This window comes from Okibacterium fritillariae (assembly GCF_052783725.1).
Window position 1 is genome coordinate 2,607,811 of sequence record NZ_CP199917.1, and the last position, 18,308, is coordinate 2,626,118.

At 64.1% G+C, this 18,308-nt stretch carries 28 protein-coding genes; 1 reads left to right on the forward strand and 27 read right to left on the reverse strand.

What is annotated here, in order from left to right; all coding sequences use genetic code 11:
- Positions 1-56: 56 nt before the first annotated feature.
- Together ACUWEX_RS11955 and ACUWEX_RS11960 are read right to left on the reverse strand one after the other, a co-directional pair.
- Positions 57-332 (reverse strand): HPr family phosphocarrier protein, encoded by a 276-nt coding sequence (locus ACUWEX_RS11955; RefSeq protein ID WP_079728060.1) that lies wholly within the window; start codon positions 330-332, stop codon positions 57-59.
- Positions 333-340: 8 nt separating this feature from the next.
- Positions 341-694: a PTS sugar transporter gene (locus ACUWEX_RS11960; RefSeq protein WP_445996392.1), complete on the reverse strand. Its 354-nt coding sequence runs from the start codon at positions 692-694 to the stop codon at positions 341-343.
- A gap of 176 nt (positions 695-870) precedes the next feature.
- Between ACUWEX_RS11960 and ACUWEX_RS11965 the strand changes: the two genes are divergently transcribed.
- A complete protein-coding gene (locus ACUWEX_RS11965; protein WP_445996393.1) occupies positions 871-2,790 on the forward strand; it encodes a BglG family transcription antiterminator in 1,920 nt (639 codons plus the stop codon).
- A gap of 128 nt (positions 2,791-2,918) precedes the next feature.
- Here ACUWEX_RS11965 and ACUWEX_RS11970 read toward each other — a convergent pair whose 3' ends face one another.
- From ACUWEX_RS11970 to tuf, 25 genes are all read right to left on the reverse strand, one after another.
- Positions 2,919-3,809: an aminodeoxychorismate lyase gene (locus ACUWEX_RS11970; RefSeq protein WP_445996394.1), complete on the reverse strand. Its 891-nt coding sequence runs from the start codon at positions 3,807-3,809 to the stop codon at positions 2,919-2,921.
- An 11-nt stretch (positions 3,810-3,820) separates the two neighbouring features.
- Positions 3,821-4,648 (reverse strand): type I methionyl aminopeptidase, encoded by an 828-nt coding sequence (map, locus tag ACUWEX_RS11975; protein WP_445996395.1) that lies wholly within the window; start codon positions 4,646-4,648, stop codon positions 3,821-3,823.
- Positions 4,649-4,866: 218 nt separating this feature from the next.
- Positions 4,867-5,469: an adenylate kinase gene (locus ACUWEX_RS11980; protein ID WP_234991126.1), complete on the reverse strand. Its 603-nt coding sequence runs from the start codon at positions 5,467-5,469 to the stop codon at positions 4,867-4,869.
- Entirely contained in the window at positions 5,466-6,788 is a 1,323-nt protein-coding gene (secY, locus tag ACUWEX_RS11985; protein ID WP_077055098.1) for a preprotein translocase subunit SecY, read from the reverse strand. The genes ACUWEX_RS11980 and secY overlap by 4 nt, the downstream gene beginning before the upstream one ends.
- 91 nt (positions 6,789-6,879) lie before the next feature.
- Positions 6,880-7,542: a 50S ribosomal protein L15 gene (gene rplO / locus ACUWEX_RS11990; RefSeq protein WP_079728055.1), complete on the reverse strand. Its 663-nt coding sequence runs from the start codon at positions 7,540-7,542 to the stop codon at positions 6,880-6,882.
- Positions 7,542-7,727 (reverse strand): 50S ribosomal protein L30, encoded by a 186-nt coding sequence (gene rpmD / locus ACUWEX_RS11995; RefSeq protein WP_077055096.1) that lies wholly within the window; start codon positions 7,725-7,727, stop codon positions 7,542-7,544. Before rpmD ends, rplO begins: the two co-directional genes overlap by 1 nt.
- Positions 7,727-8,419, reverse strand: a complete 693-nt coding sequence (gene rpsE / locus ACUWEX_RS12000) for a 30S ribosomal protein S5 (RefSeq protein WP_234991124.1) — start codon at positions 8,417-8,419, stop codon at positions 7,727-7,729. The genes rpmD and rpsE overlap by 1 nt, the downstream gene beginning before the upstream one ends.
- Before the next feature lie 29 nt (positions 8,420-8,448).
- On the reverse strand, positions 8,449-8,808 hold the full coding sequence (gene rplR, locus ACUWEX_RS12005) for a 50S ribosomal protein L18 (RefSeq protein WP_077055094.1): 360 nt from the start codon (positions 8,806-8,808) through the stop codon (positions 8,449-8,451).
- Between the two features lie 2 nt (positions 8,809-8,810).
- Positions 8,811-9,347, reverse strand: coding sequence for a 50S ribosomal protein L6 (rplF, locus tag ACUWEX_RS12010; RefSeq protein WP_077055093.1), 537 nt, complete (start codon positions 9,345-9,347; stop codon positions 8,811-8,813).
- Positions 9,348-9,353: 6 nt separating this feature from the next.
- On the reverse strand, positions 9,354-9,752 hold the full coding sequence (gene rpsH, locus ACUWEX_RS12015; protein WP_077055092.1) for a 30S ribosomal protein S8: 399 nt from the start codon (positions 9,750-9,752) through the stop codon (positions 9,354-9,356).
- Between the two features lie 123 nt (positions 9,753-9,875).
- A complete protein-coding gene (gene rplE / locus ACUWEX_RS12020) occupies positions 9,876-10,469 on the reverse strand; it encodes a 50S ribosomal protein L5 (RefSeq protein ID WP_079728053.1) in 594 nt (197 codons plus the stop codon).
- Positions 10,469-10,828, reverse strand: a complete 360-nt coding sequence (gene rplX / locus ACUWEX_RS12025) for a 50S ribosomal protein L24 (RefSeq protein ID WP_077055090.1) — start codon at positions 10,826-10,828, stop codon at positions 10,469-10,471. Before rplX ends, rplE begins: the two co-directional genes overlap by 1 nt.
- 3 nt (positions 10,829-10,831) lie before the next feature.
- A complete protein-coding gene (rplN, locus tag ACUWEX_RS12030; RefSeq protein WP_077055089.1) occupies positions 10,832-11,200 on the reverse strand; it encodes a 50S ribosomal protein L14 in 369 nt (122 codons plus the stop codon).
- A 35-nt stretch (positions 11,201-11,235) separates the two neighbouring features.
- Positions 11,236-11,523, reverse strand: coding sequence for a 30S ribosomal protein S17 (gene rpsQ / locus ACUWEX_RS12035; RefSeq protein ID WP_077055088.1), 288 nt, complete (start codon positions 11,521-11,523; stop codon positions 11,236-11,238).
- Positions 11,524-11,525: 2 nt separating this feature from the next.
- Positions 11,526-11,846: a 50S ribosomal protein L29 gene (gene rpmC, locus ACUWEX_RS12040; RefSeq protein WP_077055087.1), complete on the reverse strand. Its 321-nt coding sequence runs from the start codon at positions 11,844-11,846 to the stop codon at positions 11,526-11,528.
- Complete coding sequence (gene rplP / locus ACUWEX_RS12045; protein WP_077055086.1) at positions 11,846-12,265, reverse strand: 50S ribosomal protein L16; 420 nt, start codon at positions 12,263-12,265, stop codon at positions 11,846-11,848. Before rplP ends, rpmC begins: the two co-directional genes overlap by 1 nt.
- The gene (rpsC, locus tag ACUWEX_RS12050) at positions 12,265-13,017 is read right to left on the reverse strand and encodes a 30S ribosomal protein S3 (RefSeq protein WP_077055085.1); all 753 of its coding nucleotides are present in this window, start codon (positions 13,015-13,017) and stop codon (positions 12,265-12,267) included. The genes rplP and rpsC overlap by 1 nt, the downstream gene beginning before the upstream one ends.
- The gene (gene rplV / locus ACUWEX_RS12055) at positions 13,017-13,412 is read right to left on the reverse strand and encodes a 50S ribosomal protein L22 (RefSeq protein ID WP_077055084.1); all 396 of its coding nucleotides are present in this window, start codon (positions 13,410-13,412) and stop codon (positions 13,017-13,019) included. Before rplV ends, rpsC begins: the two co-directional genes overlap by 1 nt.
- 25 nt (positions 13,413-13,437) lie before the next feature.
- Positions 13,438-13,719: a 30S ribosomal protein S19 gene (rpsS, locus tag ACUWEX_RS12060; protein ID WP_077055083.1), complete on the reverse strand. Its 282-nt coding sequence runs from the start codon at positions 13,717-13,719 to the stop codon at positions 13,438-13,440.
- 15 nt (positions 13,720-13,734) lie between these two features.
- Entirely contained in the window at positions 13,735-14,571 is an 837-nt protein-coding gene (gene rplB, locus ACUWEX_RS12065) for a 50S ribosomal protein L2 (protein WP_077055082.1), read from the reverse strand.
- A 27-nt stretch (positions 14,572-14,598) separates the two neighbouring features.
- Positions 14,599-14,898: a 50S ribosomal protein L23 gene (gene rplW, locus ACUWEX_RS12070; RefSeq protein ID WP_077055081.1), complete on the reverse strand. Its 300-nt coding sequence runs from the start codon at positions 14,896-14,898 to the stop codon at positions 14,599-14,601.
- A complete protein-coding gene (gene rplD / locus ACUWEX_RS12075; RefSeq protein WP_445996396.1) occupies positions 14,895-15,584 on the reverse strand; it encodes a 50S ribosomal protein L4 in 690 nt (229 codons plus the stop codon). Before rplD ends, rplW begins: the two co-directional genes overlap by 4 nt.
- Positions 15,585-15,589: 5 nt before the next feature.
- Complete coding sequence (gene rplC / locus ACUWEX_RS12080) at positions 15,590-16,246, reverse strand: 50S ribosomal protein L3 (protein ID WP_079728051.1); 657 nt, start codon at positions 16,244-16,246, stop codon at positions 15,590-15,592.
- A 22-nt stretch (positions 16,247-16,268) separates the two neighbouring features.
- Positions 16,269-16,577, reverse strand: coding sequence for a 30S ribosomal protein S10 (gene rpsJ / locus ACUWEX_RS12085; RefSeq protein WP_005050520.1), 309 nt, complete (start codon positions 16,575-16,577; stop codon positions 16,269-16,271).
- Positions 16,578-17,086: 509 nt separating this feature from the next.
- Complete coding sequence (gene tuf / locus ACUWEX_RS12090; RefSeq protein WP_445996397.1) at positions 17,087-18,280, reverse strand: elongation factor Tu; 1,194 nt, start codon at positions 18,278-18,280, stop codon at positions 17,087-17,089.
- Between the last annotated feature and the right edge of the window lie 28 nt (positions 18,281-18,308).

Consider the following 18,308-nt stretch of genomic DNA (forward strand, 5'->3'; position numbering starts at 1 on the left):
GCGTGGTGATCTCGGGCGCCTGGCCCTGAGTGGTGGTGGCGCTCGTGGCGGTGGCGCTAGGCATTGTCGTGGTCCGTGGCCAGCAGCTCGGTCAGGGTGTCGAGAACCTGCTCGGCGTCGTCGCCCGAGCCGTCGGCCGTGACGGTCACCGTGTCGCCGTGTTCGATGCCGAGCGAGATGACGCCCAGGATGCTCGCCGCGTTGACAGCCTTGCCGCCGTCTTTCTGAATCGTGACGGGGATGCCGGCGCCCGAAGCCGCCTGCGCGAACAGCTTCGCGGGGCGCGCGTGCAGCCCGTTGGCCGAGCCGATGCTGACAGTGCGTTCAATCATGGGGTTCCTTACGGGGTGGTGATGGGTGCGGCCAGTGCCAGGTCGAGGGCCCGGTCGCCGGATGCGTCGGTGAAGATGTCGGTGGGCAGCAGAACGGCACGGCCGCCGGAACGCTCGACGCGATCGTTCAGCTCGTCGAACCGGTCGGCGAGGTGCGGGCCGATGAGGACGACGTCGGCACGGTTGGCGGATGCCTCGGCGGGGCGCAACTCGCCACCCAGCGTTTCGTTCGCCTCGGGGATGCGCTCGACCGACCCGGCTTCGACGACATGGTCGAGTCCGCGGGATGCAACGGTGCGTCGAACGCGCAGAGCGACGAATGTGCTGGACGCGCCCGCGCCACACACAATGAGGATCCTCATTGACTGCCTCCGCTTTACAACTGTTGCTTCGGCAGGATGCTGCCGACAATGCCATATTCGTCTCGCACAAGCATGCGTGCCACTAGATCGCTTTCCGCCACCCCGGAAAGGCGGGTGCGCTGACCTCCTATACGGGTTCGAGATGGTTAACTCGAATAACGCGGGAAGGAGGTTCGGTGATCCGCGACAAACACGAACGGCTCCTCACCTACCTCGCTCGCGACGGCGGCTGGGTGACGGCCGGCGAATTGAGCGACGTCCTGGGCGTGACCCCGCGCAGTGTGCGCAGCTATGTGACGCAGATCAAAGACGAGGCTGCACCGCTCGCGCCCATCCGCTCGGGCGGCGAGGGCTATCGCATCGATCGTGAGGCCTACACGCAGTTCGTGCACACGGGCGCGGGCGATGCAGAGACGCCCCGCGACCGGCTCTACGCCATCGTGCGACGGCTCATCGACAGCCCCGATGGGCTCGACGTGTACGAGCTCGCCGCGACGCTGCACGTGAGCGACTCCACGATCGAGGCCGATCTCGGGCGGGTGCGTCAGCTGCTCTCCGGTGAGACACTCCGCCTCGGGCGCGCCGGCAGCATCGTCACCCTGACCGGAACCGAGACCGCCCGGCGTCGCCTGCTCAGCCGCATGTTCCGCGAAGAGACTGAGCGCGGAATGGTCGAGCTCGTCGCCATCCAGCGTGAATTCTCGGCACAGACCCTCGGCGCCTTCAAGACCGATCTGGTGCAGGCGCTCACGGCGCGCGGCTACTACGTCAACGAATACGGCATCGCGGATGTCCTCCTCCACATCGCCATCGCCGTCGACCGGGTCTCGAAGCACCGCGACATCGAGACGAACGCACCCCAGGCGGATCTGCCGCCCGAGGGTGTCGGGCAGGACCTTCACTCGCTCATCCAGACGCATTTCGAGGTCGACCTCGGCGGAGCAGAGATCGACTACCTGGCGCATCTGCTGGGCACCCGCGTCATCACACCGGGAGCCGAACCGGCCCACGCGCACGCTCACGAGGGCGATGACTACCTCGACCGCGACATCCTCGAGACCATGCGCGACATCACGCAGGCCGCGAGCGAGCAGTACGTCGTCGACCTCTCGGACGAGGATTTCCTCGTGCGCCTGTCGATGCACGTGCAGAACCTCGTGCGGCGCGCCAAAGATCGCTCGTACTCGCGCAACCCGCTCACCAAGAGCATCAAGAGTTCGTTCCCGATGATCTACGAACTCGCCGTCTACATCGCCAGCCGCCTGCAGGAACGCGCCGCCATCACGGTCAACGACGACGAGATCGCCTACATCGCCATGCACGTGGGGGCGCAGCTCGAGCGGCAGATGTACGGTGACGACCTGGTCACCTGCACCATCGTGTGCCCCAACTACTACGACCTGCACAGCCTGCTGCTGCAGCGCGTCGAGGGGTCGCTCGGCACCGAGCTGCGTGTGCGCCAGGTGGTCACGCGCAGCGACGTGGACTGGTCGACCATCGACACCGACCTCGTGCTGTCCACTATCGAGCCGCCAGTGCCCTCCCCCGGGGTCGTCGTCATCCAGCCGTTCCTCACCGCGGGCGACATTGACCGGGCACGCCGCGAGATCGCCGAGATCAAGCGCATGCGTCGGCGCGAGCGCATCAAGGGCCAGTTGCTGAAGTACTTCCGCGAGGATCTTTTCTTCCGCAACCTCACGGTCGCCGACAGCGACACCATGATTCGCACCCTCGGCGAGCGGATGGTCGAGGCCTCTGTCGTCGATCAGGGCTATGTCGAGGGGGCCCTGCAACGCGAGCGGATGTCATCCACCGCCTTTACCGAGGCACTGGCCGTGCCGCATGCCATGACCATGACGGCGACCCGCACCGCCATCGCGATCTCGGTCAACGAGACGCCGCTCCCCTGGGGCGAGTACCGTGTCAACGTCGTCGCATTCATCGCGTTCTCCGCCGTTGACCGCGGCAGCTTCCAGAGCGTCTTCGACCAGTTCGTCGAGGTTTTCTCGAACCGAGCCGACGTGCAGCGCATCGTGCGCAACGCCGTCGACTTCCCGAGCTTCATCGACGAGCTCGTCCACGTCATCGACGCCTAGGCCCCGCGAACGCCCGTTCGCGTCCTACCCACCTAACGGCCTGCCTGCGCTCGGCCCCGCTCGCGCCTCGCGCCGCAGCGTCAGCGCGTCAGCCGGGCAGCGCCTCAGCGGGTCAGCGGGTCAGCGGGTCACCGACCGAGTAGCGCGTCGTTGATACGCGCCGTGAGCTCGACGTCGACCTCGAGGGGCTGCCCGTCGAGCGACCGCAGCGGTGCGGCCAGACGAACGCTCGACAGCAACCAGGCGGCGTCAGCGCTGCGCACCTCATCGATGGTGAGAAGCCTGTAGGCCGTTCGCTCACCCCACCCCTCGAGCAACTCGAAGAGGTCTCCCTGGGTGGTGCCGGCGAGGATGCCGTTCACGGGTGGCGTGGTCACGAACTCGCCGTCGAGCTTCACGACCAGGTTCGAGGTCGGGGCTTCGAGCGCATAACCGTCCGTCGACACGAAGAGCGCCTCGTCGGCGCCCTGCCGTTTCGCTTCACGCAGAGCGGCCATGTTCACGGCGTAGGACAACGTCTTGGCGCCGGCAAGGAGCCATGGCGCCCGCCCGGCCACATCGCTCGGGTAACCCCGCTCGAGCACGACCACGTCGATGCCATCGCGTCGCTGGCTCGCGAAAGCGTCAGCGGAGATCGCGGTCACGACCATCCATCCGGTCGGGATGCCCGTGCCCTCGACGCCCCGCGTCAGCACGAGCTTGATCGAAGCCTGCCCCGGAGCGTCGATCTCCTGCGCGGCGCGGCGGACGACAGCGTTCAACTGCTCGACGTTCGGCTCGGGCAGGTCGAGCGAGTGGGCCGACCTGCCGAGTCGCGCGAGGTGCGCGCCGAGCGCGTGAACGCGCCCCTCCATCGTGCCGAACGTCTCGAAGATTCCGTCTCCTCGAGAAGCGCCGAGATCGCGCGCGTCGAGCAGCGCTTCGTCCGGCCCCATCTGCGTGACACTCCCCCACCATCCGTCGGCGGGTTGCTGCTCGTGAGCGGCGGCGAGGTCGATGCGGTAGACGTTCTCGGTCATCGGGCGGCCTTTCAGGCGATGGGTGTCGGCGTCACGCCGAACTCGGCCAGTTTAGAGGCTCCGCCGTCGGGTGCGGTCAGCACCCAGATGCCGTCTTTGTGCACCGCGACGCTGTGCTCCCAGTGGGCGGCGTCGAGGCCGTCTTCGGTGGCAACCGTCCAGTCGTCGTCGCGCACGTAGGTCTCGATCGATCCGGCGACCACCATGGGCTCGATGGCGACGACGAGTCCGGGCTTCACCTCGGGCCCCTTCTGCGAGACCCGATAGTTGAAGACGGGCGGCGCCTCGTGCATCGACCGTCCGATGCCGTGTCCGATGTAGTCAGTCAGGATGCCGTAGTCCCCACGAGCTTCGACATAGCCCTGCACGGCGTCACCGACCTCGTTGAGGTGTTTGGCGCGCGCAAGACGAGCGATTCCAGCCCACAGCGAGCCTTCTGTCACATCGGATAGCTTCTGTCGCGCGGCCACGAGGTCGGGGCGCGCCGGGTCGGGGATGACCACGGTGATGGCCGCGTCGCCGTTCCAACCGTCGAGGATGGCGCCGCTATCGATCGAGACGATGTCCCCGGGTTCGAGCGGGCGGGCATTGGGGATGCCGTGAACCACGTCATCGTTCACGGACGCGCAGATTGTGTGGTGGTAGCCGGGCTCCAGCACGAAGTTCGGCTGCCCGCCGAGCGCCACGATCGCCGCTTCCGCTGCGGCGTTCACGTCCAACGTGGTGGCCCCGACGCGGATGCCGGAGCGAGCCGCCTGGAGCGACGCCGCCGTCGCGGCGCCAGGCGCCATCATCAGGCGCAGCTGCGCTGGCGACTTGTAAATAGATCTGCGCAGCATTCGCTACTCCTCCCGGGGCACTATCGCCCACGACTCACCATGCTCGTTGTGTGGAGCGCTCCTCGTGCGGGGTGAGCGCCGTGCGACCGTCGCCCTGGGCGATGTCTGTTCCTGGAATTCGCCGGCTCGGTGCTCGCACCGCGAGACCTCCGTCTGCGAAACAGTCGCTGTGAGAGCGCGAACGCCCGGCGTGTCGACCTTATGTGCCGACGCAGAAACTAAGCGTGGACGCCAAGACCGCGGGCAGCGAGACCATCGCGCACACGTGCCGCCACGTCGTCTACCGTTCCCAGCCCATCGACCTCGACGACCGCGCCGCGTTCGGCGTAGATCGCGATGACCGGCTCGGTCTGCTCACGGTAGAGATCTTGGCGGTGACGGATGACGTCTTCGGTGTCGTCGACACGACCCTGCTCGAGCGCACGCTTCGTGAGGCGCTTGACGACCTCGTCCGTGTCGGCCTGCAGCTGGATCACGGCGTCGAGTTCGGCGCCGCTCTCGGCGAGGATGCGATCGAGCTCGTGGACCTGCTCGGTCGTCCGCGGGTAACCGTCGAGCAAGAAGCCGCCCTGCGCGTCTTCCTGCTTCAACCGGTCGGCCACGATCGAGTTGGTCAGCTCATCGGGAACGAATCCGCCGGAAGCCATGACCTCTTGGACCTGTTTGCCCAGTTCGGTGCCCTGCTCGATGTTCGCGCGGAAGATGTCCCCCGTCGAGATGGCGGGGATGCCGTAAGCCTCAGCGACCGCCGAAGCCTGCGTGCCCTTGCCAGCCCCGGGGGGACCGACGATGAGCAAACGGATGCCTCGGTCGCCGCTCAACGCAGGAGTCCTTCGTAGTGACGCTGCTGCAGCTGCGAGTCGATCTGCTTCACGGTCTCGAGTCCGACACCGACGATGATCAGGATCGATGCGCCACCGAACGGGAAGTTCTGGTTAGCGCCGACCAGGGCCAAAGCGATCAGCGGAATGAGTGCGATCAAACCGAGGTAGATCGATCCGGGAAGGGTCACGCGGGTGAGCACGTAGTCGAGGTACTCGGCGGTGGGGCGACCGGCACGGATGCCGGGGATGAACCCGCCGTACTTCTTCATGTTGTCGGCCACTTCTTCGGGGTTGAAGGTGATCGCCACGTAGAAGTAGGTGAAGCCCACGATGAGCAGGAAGTACAGGAGCATGTAGAGCGGGTGATCGCCCTTGGTCAGGTAGTTCGTGACCCAGGTGACCCACGCGGCCGGCTCTTGTCCAGCGGCGGGCTGGTTGAACTGCGCGATCAGAGCAGGCAGGTAGAGCAGCGACGAGGCGAAGATGACGGGCACGACGCCGGCCATGTTGACCTTGATCGGGATGTACGTGTTGTTGCCGCCATAGGTGCGGCGACCCACCATGCGCTTGGCGTATTGCACCGGGATTCGGCGCTGCGACTGTTCGACGAAGACCACGAGTCCGACGATCAAGAGGCCGACCGCGAGAACGAGGAGGAAGGTCTCGACGCCACGCGACTGCCAGATGGCCCACAGCGAGGCGGGGAACGTGGCGGAGATCGACGTGAAGATCAGGAGCGACATGCCGTTGCCGACACCGCGTTCGGTGATGAGCTCGCCCATCCACATGATGAGGCCGGTGCCGGCGGTCATGGTGATGACCATGAGCAGGATGGCGTACCACGCGTCGTTGGTGAGCAACTGCGAGCACTCGCCGCCGGAGTTCGTGCCGAAGAGGGCACCCGATCGGGCGACGGTGATGAGGGTGGTCGATTGCAGAACACCCAGGAAGATGGTGAGGTAACGCGTGTACTGCGTCAGCTTGCCCTGGCCCGCCTGACCCTCTTTGTGCAGGGTTTCGAAGTGCGGGATGACCACGCGCAAGAGCTGCACGATGATCGACGCGGTGATGTAGGGCATGATTCCCAGCGCGAAGATCGACAGCTGGAGAAGCGCACCACCGGAGAAGAGGTTGACGAGTTCGTACAGACCGGAGGTTCCCTGGTTCTGTGCGAGACACGCCTGCACGTTGCCGAAGTCGACAAACGGTGCCGGGATGAAGGACCCCAAGCGGTAGAGGGCGATGATGCCCAGAGTGAAACCGATCTTCCGACGCAAGTCGGGTGTGCGGAAGATCCGCGCTACGGCGCTAAACAAGGGGGTGCCTCCTGAGGGTTAAGCGGGGTCGGCCCGGGTGGCCGCTTTCACGACCACCCGGGTGAGTTCCTGACACGGAACAGCCCGAAAGCTACTTTACAGAGCCCCCGGCTGCCACGATCTTCTGCTCGGCAGAGTCAGAGACCTTGTCAACCGCTACGTTCAGCTTAACTGAAATGTCACCGTTGCCGAGAACCTTGACCTTCTCGTTCTTGCGAACGGCGCCCTTGAGCACGAGGTCCTGGATGGTGACGTCGCCACCGGCCGGGTAGAGCTCGGCCAGCTTCTCCAGGTTGACGACCTGGTATTCGACGCGGAACGGGTTCTTGAACCCGCGCAGCTTCGGCGCACGCATGTGCAGCGGCAGCTGACCACCGGCGAAACCGGGACGAACGGAGTAACGAGCCTTCGTACCCTTGGTTCCACGACCCGCGGTCTTACCCTTGGATCCTTCACCACGGCCGACGCGCGTGCGTTCCTTCTTGGAGCCGGCGGCGGGACGAAGGTGGTGCACCTTCAGAACCTGCACGCGGGCCTCGACCTCTTCTGCTGCCTTCTTGGCCGGAGCCTTCTTGGCGACAGGAGCCGACTCGACGGAAGCGGCGTCAGCCGAAGCTGCAGCCTTCTTCGCGGGAGCCTTCTTGGCCGGAGCCTTGGCGGCGGGAGCCTTGTCGGCAGCAGCCTTGGGCGCTGCCTTCTTGGCGGGAGCCTTCTTGGGGGTCTCCTCGGTGACGTCTTTCTTCTCGTCAGCCATTAGTCGATCTCCTCAACTTTTACGAGGTGAGCAACAGTGTTGACGTAGCCGCGGTTCTGCGAGTCATCCGGGCGGATGACCGTCGAGCCGATGCGCTTCAGTCCCAGGCTGCGCAGAGTGTCGCGCTGGTACTGCTTCTCACTAACTTTGGACTTGATCTGCGTGACCTTCAGGCGACCGGCCATTAGGCACCTACCTTCGCGGCAGCCGCAGCAGCGACAGCCTCAGCTTCGGCGCGCACGAGGCGGGCAGGAGCGACCTGGTCGAATTCCAGACCGCGACGGGCGGCAACGGCACGAGGTTCTTCGAGCTGCTGCAGGGCCGCCACCGTGGCGTGCACGATGTTGATCGTGTTGGACGAGCCGAGCGACTTGCTCAGGACGTCGTGGATGCCAGCGCACTCGAGCACGGCGCGGACGGGACCACCGGCGATAACACCGGTACCACCCGAGGCGGGGCGCAGGAGGACGACGCCGGCAGCGGCTTCACCCTGGACGGGGTGCGGGATGGTCGAGCCGGTGCGAGGAACGCGGAAGAAGTTCTTCTTCGCCTCTTCAACACCCTTCGAAATGGCGAGGGGAACTTCCTTCGCCTTTCCGTAGCCGACGCCCACGAGGCCGTTGCCATCGCCGACGACGACGAGAGCGGTAAAGCTGAACCGACGTCCACCCTTTACGACCTTCGACACGCGGTTGATGGTGACGACGCGCTCCAGGAACTGGCTCTTGTCGGCATCACGGCTGTTGCGGTCGCGGCCCTGGCCACGCTCGCCACGGCCGCCACCACGGCGCTCACCGCGCGCGTCGGTGCGACCCGCGTTGTCGGTGCCAGCAGCGGTCTCGACCGGCTTCTCAGCGGCAGTCTGGTCAGTCGCCACTTCCTGCTCCTTCTTAACTTCGTTGTCGCTCACAGGTTCAACCCGCCTTCGCGTGCGCCTTCGGCGATCGCAGCGACGCGTCCGGCGTAGCGGTTACCGCCACGGTCGAACACGACGTCTTCGATGCCGGCGCTCTTGGCACGTTCGGCGACGAGTTCGCCGACGCGCTTGGCCTTAGCGGTCTTGTCACCGTCGAACGACCGGAGGTCGCTCTCGAGCGTGGAGGCGGAAACGAGGGTGTGACCCTTGCTGTCGTCAACGACCTGCACGAAAACGTGACGGGACGAGCGGTTCACGACGAGACGGGGACGAACCTCGGTGCCTTCGATCTTCTTGCGCAGCCGGGCGTGACGACGGTCACGCGCAGCAGACTTGGTCTTAACGGCCATGGTTACTTACCCGACTTTCCGGCCTTGCGGCGAACGTTCTCGCCGGCGTAACGGACACCCTTGCCCTTGTAGGGCTCCGGCTTACGAATCTTGCGGATGTTGGCAGCAGCCTCACCGACGGCCTGCTTGTCGATGCCCGAGATCGTGAGCTTGTTGTTGCCCTCGACCGTGAGCGTGATGCCGGCGGGCGGTTCGATCATGACGGGGTGCGAGAAGCCGAGTGCGAACTCGACGTTGGCGCCACGCTGCTGAACGCGGTAACCGGTACCAACGACCTCGAGGCCCTTGGTGTAACCCTCGGTGACACCGATGATCTGGTTGGCGATGAGCGTGCGCGTGAGGCCGTGCAGCGAACGGGAGTCGCGCTCGTCGTCGGGACGGGTGACGAGCACCTGGCCCTCTTCGATCGCAACTTCGATGGGCTGGGCGACGGTGAGCGCGAGCTCGCCCTTCGGGCCCTTCACGGCAACCTGGCGGCCGTCAACCGAAACGGTGACGCCGGCAGGAATCTGAATGGGGAGTCTTCCAATACGAGACATGAATGGCTACCACACGTAGGCGAGTACTTCTCCGCCTACGCCCTTCTTCTCAGCCTGACGGTCGGTGAGCAGACCGGAGGAGGTGGACAGGATGGCTACGCCGAGCCCGCCGAGAACGCGGGGAATCTCGGTCGACTTCGCGTAGACGCGGAGGCCGGGCTTCGATACACGCTTGATGCCGGCGATGGAGCGTTCGCGGTTCGGACCGAACTTGAGGTTCAGCGTGAGCGTCTGTCCGACGCGGGCGTCGGCAACTTCCCAGCCCGAGATGTAACCTTCGGCCTTGAGGATGTCGGCGATGTGCCCTTTGAGCTTGGAGTGCGGCATCGACACGGTGTCGTGGTGCGCCGAGTTCGCGTTGCGCAGTCTGGTCAGCATGTCTGCGACCGGATCTGTCATTGTCATATGATTTTTCCTTTTGTCACCAGGTTTCGGCGCCCGTTACACGAACGACGACCTGTGGTGGTACGGGCCCGGGAAAACCCCGGGCCCGTTGCCCAACACATGACGAATCAGATGATTCGAAAGTTAGTTGGAAGTTTCGGTACTACGGAACGGGAAACCGAGCGCCTTCAACAGCGCACGACCCTCTTCGTCCGTCTTCGCGGTGGTGACGACAGTGATGTCGAAACCGCGAACCCGGTCGATCTTATCCTGATCGATCTCGTGGAACACACTCTGCTCCTGAAGACCGAACGTGTAGTTGCCGTTTCCGTCGAACTGCTGGTCGCTCAGACCGCGGAAGTCGCGGATGCGGGGCAGTGCGAGCGAGAGCAGACGGTCCAGGAATTCCCAGGCACGGTCGCCACGAAGCGTGACGTGTGCGCCGATGGGCTGGCCCTCGCGCAGCTTGAACTGTGCGATCGACTTGCGGGCCTTGGTGACCTGCGGCTTCTGGCCCGTGATCTTGGTGAGGTCGGAAACGGCACCGTCGATGATCTTGCCATCGCGAGCTGCTTCACCCACACCGGTGTTCACGACGACCTTGACGAGGCCGGGTACCTGGTGCACGTTGCCGAAGCCGAACTGGTCCTTGAGGGCCGGAACGATTTCGCTGCGGTACTTCTGCTTGAGGCGCGGCTGGATCTTGCCAGCCGGCGCAGCAGTTGCGGTGTCGGTCATTACAGGTCCTTACCAGACGTCTTGGCGTAACGAACGCGGACCGTCTTCTCGACGCCGTTCTTCGTTACGGTTTCGTTGCGGTGACCGACGCGAGTCGGCTTCTTGGTCTCCGGGTCGACGAGTGCGACGTTGGAGATGTGGATCGGCGCTTCGTGCGTCTCGATGCCACCAGTCTTCGATCCGCGCTGGGTCTGACCCTGGCGGACGTGCTTGGTGACGTAGTTGACGCCTTCGACGATCACGCGGTTCTTCTCGACGAGCACCTCGATGACTTTGCCCTGCTTGCCGCGGTCTCCGCCGCGGGCCTGGGTTGCGCCCGAGATGACCTGCACGAGGTCGCCCTTTTTGATCTTTGCCATGACTTAGATAACCTCCGGTGCCAACGAGACGATCTTCATGAACTTCTTGTCGCGGAGTTCGCGACCGACCGGTCCGAAGATACGGGTGCCGCGGGGGTCACCGTCGTTCTTCAAGATCACTGCGGCGTTCTCGTCGAACTTGATGTACGAGCCGTCCGGGCGGCGGACTTCCTTCTTCGTGCGAACGATGACCGCCTTGACGACGTCACCCTTCTTCACGTTTCCACCGGGGATAGCGTCCTTGACCGTTGCCACGATCGTGTCACCCAGTCCGGCGTAACGGCGGCCGGAGCCTCCGAGAACGCGGATGGTGAGCAGCTCCTTGGCGCCGGTGTTGTCGGCCACCTTGAGCCGGGATTCCTGCTGAATCACTTGATACTCCTTCTACGAAGCAAGCCCGCGGGGGCTTACTTGGCCTTCTCGAGAATCTCGACCAGGCGCCAGCGCTTCGAAGCGCTCAGGGGACGGGTCTCGCTGATGAGAACGAGGTCGCCGATGCCGGCGGTGTTGAGCTCGTCGTGAGCCTTCACCTTGGACGTGCGGCGGATGACCTTGCCGTACAGCGGGTGCTTCACGCGGTCTTCGACCTCGACGACGATGGTCTTATCCATCTTGTCGCTGACGACGTAGCCACGACGAGTCTTTCGGTAGCCGCGGACAACAGCCTCGGCGACCTTCTCTTCGGTCTGAGCCATAGTTACTTGGCCTCCTCAGTCTCGGTCTCGGCTGCCGCGGGTGCAGCATCCTTCTTCTTGGTCTTCTTCTCCGCCTTGGCAGGTGCTGCCTCGACGACGGGGGTGGCGCGAATGCCCAGCTCGCGCTCACGGATGACCGTGTAGATGCGGGCAATGTCGCGCTTCACGGCACGCAGGCGGCCGTGGGTCTCGAGCTGGCCGGTAGCGGCCTGGAAGCGCAGGTTGAAGAGTTCTTCCTTCGCCTTACGCAGCTCTTCGACGAGACGCTCGTCTTCGAAAGTGTCGAGCTCAGTCGAGGTGAGCTCCTTGGAACCGATCGCCATTATGCGTCGCCCTCCTCGCGCTTGATGATGCGTGCCTTGAGGGGCAGCTTGTGAATTGCACGGGTCAGTGCTTCCTTGGCCAGCTCTTCGCTGACACCGGCGACCTCGAAGAGGACGCGACCCGGCTTGACGTTGGCGACCCACCACTCGGGCGAACCCTTACCGGAACCCATGCGGGTTTCAGCAGGCTTCTTGGTGAGCGGACGGTCGGGGTAGATGTTGATCCAGACCTTTCCGCCACGCTTGATGTGACGCGTCATGGCGATACGAGCGGACTCGATCTGACGGTTGGTCACGTAGGCGGGAGTGAGTGCCTGGATGCCGTACTCGCCGAAGCTGACCTGGGTTCCACCAGTGGCCTGACCGGTACGGTGCGGACGGTGCTGCTTGCGGTGCTTTACACGACGGGGAATCAGCATTATGCCGTTGCTCCTTCTGCAACCGGAGCCTCCGTGCGCGGGGCACGGCGGGGACGGTCGTTGCGCTCGCGGCTCGGCGACTTCGCGTTAGCCTGCTCGCGAGCGAGTTCCTTGTTGGTGATGTCGCCCTTGTAGATCCAGACCTTCACGCCGATGCGGCCGAAGGTGGTCTTCGCCTCGTAGAAGCCGTAGTCGATGTTCGCGCGCAGGGTGTGCAGGGGCACACGGCCTTCGCGGTAGAACTCCGAGCGGCTCATCTCGGCGCCGCCGAGGCGGCCGGAGACCTGGATACGGACACCCTTGGCGCCAGCGCGCTGCGCGCCCTGCAGGCCCTTACGCATCGCGCGGCGGAAAGCCACACGAGCGGAGAGCTGCTCGGCGATGCCCTGGGCGACCAGCTGAGCGTCAGCCTCGGGGTTCTTGACCTCGAGGATGTTCAGCTGGATCTGCTTGCCGGTGAGCTTCTCGAGATCTCCACGGATGCGCTCGGCCTCGGCGCCGCGGCGGCCGATGACGATTCCGGGACGAGCCGTGTGGATGTCCACACGTACACGGTCGCGGGTGCGCTCGATTTCGATGCGGGAGACGCCGGCACGGTCGAGCGAGGTGCTCAGCAGCGCACGGATCTTGACGTCTTCAGCGAGGTAGTCGCTGTAGCGCTGACCCTTCTTCGTGCTGTCGGAGAACCAACGCGACACGTGGTCGGTGGTGATTCCCAGACGGAAGCCGTACGGGTTTACTTTCTGGCCCATTACTTGCTCACCTTCTTCTTCGTGCCAGCGGCAGCAACGGTCTCATCCGGCGTGGCGAGCACGACGGTGATGTGGCTGGTGCGCTTGTTGATGCGGAAAGCACGACCCTGGGCACGGGGCTGGAAACGTTTGAGGGTCGTGCCCTCATCAACGAATACACGGGCCACGTAGAGGTCCTGCTCGTCCAGGTAGGTGTTCGAGGCATCGGCCTTGACGCGAGCGTTCGCGATAGCCGAAGCAACCAACTTGTACACGGGCTCCGAAGCGCCCTGAGGGGCGAACTTCAGGATGGCCAGTGCTTCCTGCGCCTGGCGGCCACGGATCAGGTTGATGACGCGACGAGCCTTCTGGGGGGTGACGCGGATGTGTCGCACACGTGCGATTGACTCCACCATTTCTCTTCCTCCTTCACACCACCGCTTAGCGGCGGCGGCCCTTCTTGTCGTCCTTCACGTGTCCACGGAAGGTGCGGGTGGGGGCAAACTCGCCGAGCTTGTGGCCCACCATGCTCTCGGTGACGAACACCGGGATGTGCTTGCGACCGTCGTGCACGGCGATGGTGTGTCCCAGCATGGCGGGGATGATCATCGAGCGGCGCGACCAGGTCTTGATCACGTTCTTGTTGTTGGCTTCGTTCGCCGTAACTACCTTGCGGAGCAGGTGGTCATCAACGAAGGGGCCCTTCTTGAGACTGCGTGGCATCTTCTACAACTCCTACTAGCGCTTCTTGCCGACGTTACGGCGACGAACGATGAGCTTGTCGCTTTCCTTGTTGGGGTGGCGGGTGCGACCCTCTTTTTGGCCCCAAGGGCTGACCGGGTGACGTCCACCGGAGGTCTTACCCTCACCACCACCGTGGGGGTGGTCGACCGGGTTCATGGCGACACCACGCACGGTCGGGCGGATGCCCTTCCAGCGGTTACGGCCGGCCTTACCCCAGTTGATGTTGGACTGCTCGGCGTTGCCGACCTCGCCGATGGTGGCGCGGCAGCGTGCGTCGACGTTGCGGATTTCACCCGACGGCAGACGAAGCTGCGCGTAGGGGCCGTCCTTGGCGACGAGACGCACCGAGGCACCGGCGGAGCGGGCCATCTTGGCGCCGCCGCCCGGCTTCAGCTCGATGGCGTGAATCACGGTACCGGTGGGGATGTTCTTCAAGGGCAGGTTGTTACCCGGCTTGATGTCAGCACCCGAGCCGGACTCGATGATGTCGCCCTGCTTGAGCTTGTTGGGCGCAAGGATGTAACGCTTGGTGCCGTCCACGAAGTGGAGGAGCGCGATACGGGCCGTGCGGTTGGGGTCGTACTCGATGTGAGCAACCTTGGCGTTCACGCCGTCTTTGTCATTGCGACGGAAGTCGATGACGCGGTACTGGCGCTTGTGGCCACCACCGATGTGACGGGTCGTGATGCGGCCCTGGTTGTTGCGGCCACCGGTCTTGGAGAGCGGACGCAGAAGCGACTTCTCCGGGGTCGAGCGCGTGATTTCTGCGAAATCGGAAACGCTCGATCCACGACGACCAGGGGTCGTGGGCTTGTACTTACGAATAGCCATGTCTAATTTCCTCTAATCCCGGTCGTCTTAGCCGACTGCCGTGAAGATGTCGATGGAACCGGACTTCAGCGTGACGATCGCACGCTTCGTGTCCTTGCGCTTGCCGAGACCGAACTTGGTACGGCGGGTCTTGCCCTGACGGTTCAGGGTGTTGATCGACGCAACCTCGACCTTGAAGATCTTCTCGATGGCGAGCTTGATCTCGGTCTTGTTCGAACGGGGGTCAACCACGAAGGTGTACTTTCCCTCGTCGATCAGGCCGTAGCTCTTCTCGGAGATGACCGGGGCGATGATGATGTCGCGGGGGTCTTTGTTGATCGCGGTCATGCCGAGACCTCCTCAGTAACGTCAGCCGACGAAGCCGATGCGGTGACGGACTTGCCTGCAACAGGACCGGCGACGAAAGCGTCGTATGCAGCCTTGGTGAAGACGATGTCGTCGGACACGAGCACGTCGTAGGCGTTCAGCTGGTCGTATTCCAGAACGTGAACGGTGGGGATGTTGCGGACGGCGAGCAGGCTCGCCTCGTCGCCGCGCTCGATAACGATGAGCACGTGCTTCGAGGAGGCGATGGTCGCCAGGTACTCGGCTGCAGCCTTCGTGACACGCTCGGTCGACACCGCGAGGGTCTCGACGACGTGCAGGCGGCCTCCGCGGGCCCGGTCGGAGAGCGCTCCGCGCAGGGCGGCGGCGATCATCTTCTTGGGGGTGCGCTGCGAGTAGTTGCGCGGGGTCGGTCCGTGGACGATGCCACCGCCGGTCATCTGAGGGGCACGGATCGAGCCCTGACGAGCGCGACCGGTTCCCTTCTGCTTGAACGGCTTGCGGCCGGCGCCGGACACCTCGCCACGGTTCTTGGTCTTGTGCGTTCCCTGACGGGCGGCAGCGAGCTGCGCGACAACGACCTGGTGGATGAGGGGGATGTTGGTCTGAACGTCGAACACCTCGTCGGGGAGGTCGACCGAGCCGGTCTTCTTACCCTGGGTGTCGATAACGTCGAGTGAGGTAGACATGGAGGCTACGCTCCCTTCACTGCGTTGCGGACGAAAACGATGCGGCCGCGAGCGCCGGGAACGGCACCCTTGACCAGCAGCAGGCCCTTCTCGGCGTCGACCGAGTGAACGCGGAGGTTGAGCACGGTCACGCGCTCACCACCCATGCGTCCGGCCATGCGCATGCCCTTGAAGACACGGCTGGGGGTCGACGAAGCACCGATGGAACCGGGCTTACGGTGGTTGCGGTGAGCACCGTGCGAAGCGGAGACACCCTTGAAGTTGTGACGCTTCATAACACCGGCGAAACCCTTACCCTTGGACGTTCCGACGACGTCGACCTTCTGGCCGGCTTCGAACGTGGCGTCGACAGAGAGTTCCTGGCCGAGCGAGTAGTCGCCGGCATCCGCGGTGCGGACCTCGGTGACGTGGCGGCGAGGCGTGACGCCTGCTTTGTCGAAGTGACCGGCGTCGGGCTTGTTGACCTTGCGCGGGTCGATCTGGCCGTAGGCGATCTGAACGGCGTCGTAACCATCGACCTCGGGGGTGCGAACCTGGGTGACGACGTTCGGGGTGATTTCGATGACGGTCACGGGAACAAGCTTGTTGTTCTCGTCCCAAACCTGAGTCATGCCGAGCTTCTTGCCGAGCAGACCCTTGGTGGTCTTGTTAGTCGTAGACATAGTTTCCCTTGTCCTCGCCGGCTCAGAGCTTGATCTCGATGTTGACGTCCGCGGGGAGGTCGAGTCGCATGAGCGAGTCGACGGCCTTGGGCGTCGGGTCGATGATGTCGATGAGGCGCTTGTGTGTGCGCATCTCGAAGTGCTCGCGGCTGTCTTTGTACTTGTGCGGCGAACGGATGACACACACCACGTTCTTTTCCGTCGGAAGCGGCACGGGGCCGACGACGGTTGCACCTGCACGGGTTACCGTGTCGACGATCTTTCGCGCCGAGGTGTCGATGACCTCGTGGTCATACGACTTAAGTCGAATGCGGATCTTTTGTCCCGCCATGTGTGACTCACTCTCTTTTAAGCGTCATACGTTTTATCGCATTGGACGCGCTTCGTGGCGTAGTAATACGCCGGGCACTCCTGGTGTCGCACCACTGTTCATCTGTCAAGTCTCGCCCGGCACCTCTTCACCCGGTCTGTGCCGCATTCCGCACCAGCGGAGGCATTACACAGAAAGGCGCGAATAAACGCGACTGCGAAGGGGATTCGTTTAAGTGTGTGTTGTGCTGCCTGCGGCCTAGACGAGGTCTATGCACAGCCTGGCAGTGATTCCGAAGCTCTCGGGCGAATGAACGCACACGGGTAGCCGGAAGTTCTCAACTAGAAGAGTCTGACAGATGTTTGGCATCGATGCAACCCGGGCGTGTCGCGCAGGAGACCCTCGCCCCGCAGCGCTCAGCGCACCGCTGAGAGGCCCCGCTCACACCATCCGCCCGGCGTTAAAAAGCGCCGCCCGGATCCGAAGACCCGGGCGGCGCCGGTGAAGCTATGCAGCTGAGCTGCGGGGAACTACTTCAGGATGCTGGTGACGGTACCGGCACCAACGGTGCGGCCACCCTCACGGATCGCGAAGCCGAGGCCCTCTTCCATGGCGATGGGCTGAATCAGCTCAACGGTCATCTCGGTAGTGTCGCCAGGCATGACCATCTCGGTGCCCTCGGGCAGCGTGATGACGCCGGTGACGTCGGTGGTGCGGAAGTAGAACTGCGGACGGTAGTTCGCGTAGAACGGGTTGTGACGCCCACCCTCATCCTTGGACAGGATGTACGCGGTGCCCTCGAACTGGGTGTGCGGCGTGACCGAACCCGGCTTGACGACGACCTGGCCGCGCTCAACGTCTTCGCGCTTGGTGCCGCGGAGCAGGAGACCACAGTTCTCGCCGGCCCATGCCTCGTCGAGCTGCTTGTGGAACATCTCGATACCCGTGACGATGGTCTTCTGCGTCGGGCGGATGCCGACGATCTCGACCTCGGAGTTGATCGCGAGGGTTCCACGCTCGGCGCGGCCCGTGACGACGGTTCCACGACCGGTGATCGTGAAGACGTCTTCGATGGGCATCAAGAACGGCTTGTCCTTGTCGCGCACCGGGTCCGGGATGGACTCGTCGACGGCGTTCATGAGCTCGACGATTGCGTCGACCCACTTCTCGTCGCCCTCGAGAGCCTTGAGGCCCGAGACGCGAACGACGGGGGCGTTGTCGCCATCGAAGTCCTGGCTCGCGAGGAGCTCGCGAACCTCGAGCTCGACGAGCTCGAGGATCTCTTCGTCGTCAACCATGTCGGACTTGTTCAGCGCGACGAGCAGGTAGGGAACGCCGACCTGCTTGGCGAGCAGAACGTGCTCACGGGTCTGAGCCATCGGGCCGTCGGTGGCGGCGACAACGAGGATCGCGCCGTCCATCTGAGCAGCACCGGTGATCATGTTCTTGATGTAGTCAGCGTGACCCGGGGCGTCAACGTGCGCGTAGTGGCGCTTCTCGGTCTCGTACTCGACGTGCGAGATGTTGATCGTGATACCGCGCTGGCGCTCTTCGGGAGCGGAGTCGATCGACGCGAAGTCGCGCTGAACGTTGGTCGCGGACGGGAACTTGTCGGCGAGCACCTTCGAGATAGCTGCGGTGAGGGTGGTCTTGCCGTGGTCGACGTGACCGATCGTTCCGATGTTGACGTGCGGCTTGGTCCGCTCGAACTTGGCCTTAGCCACTATGGTCCTCCCTAGGACATTGGTGTAA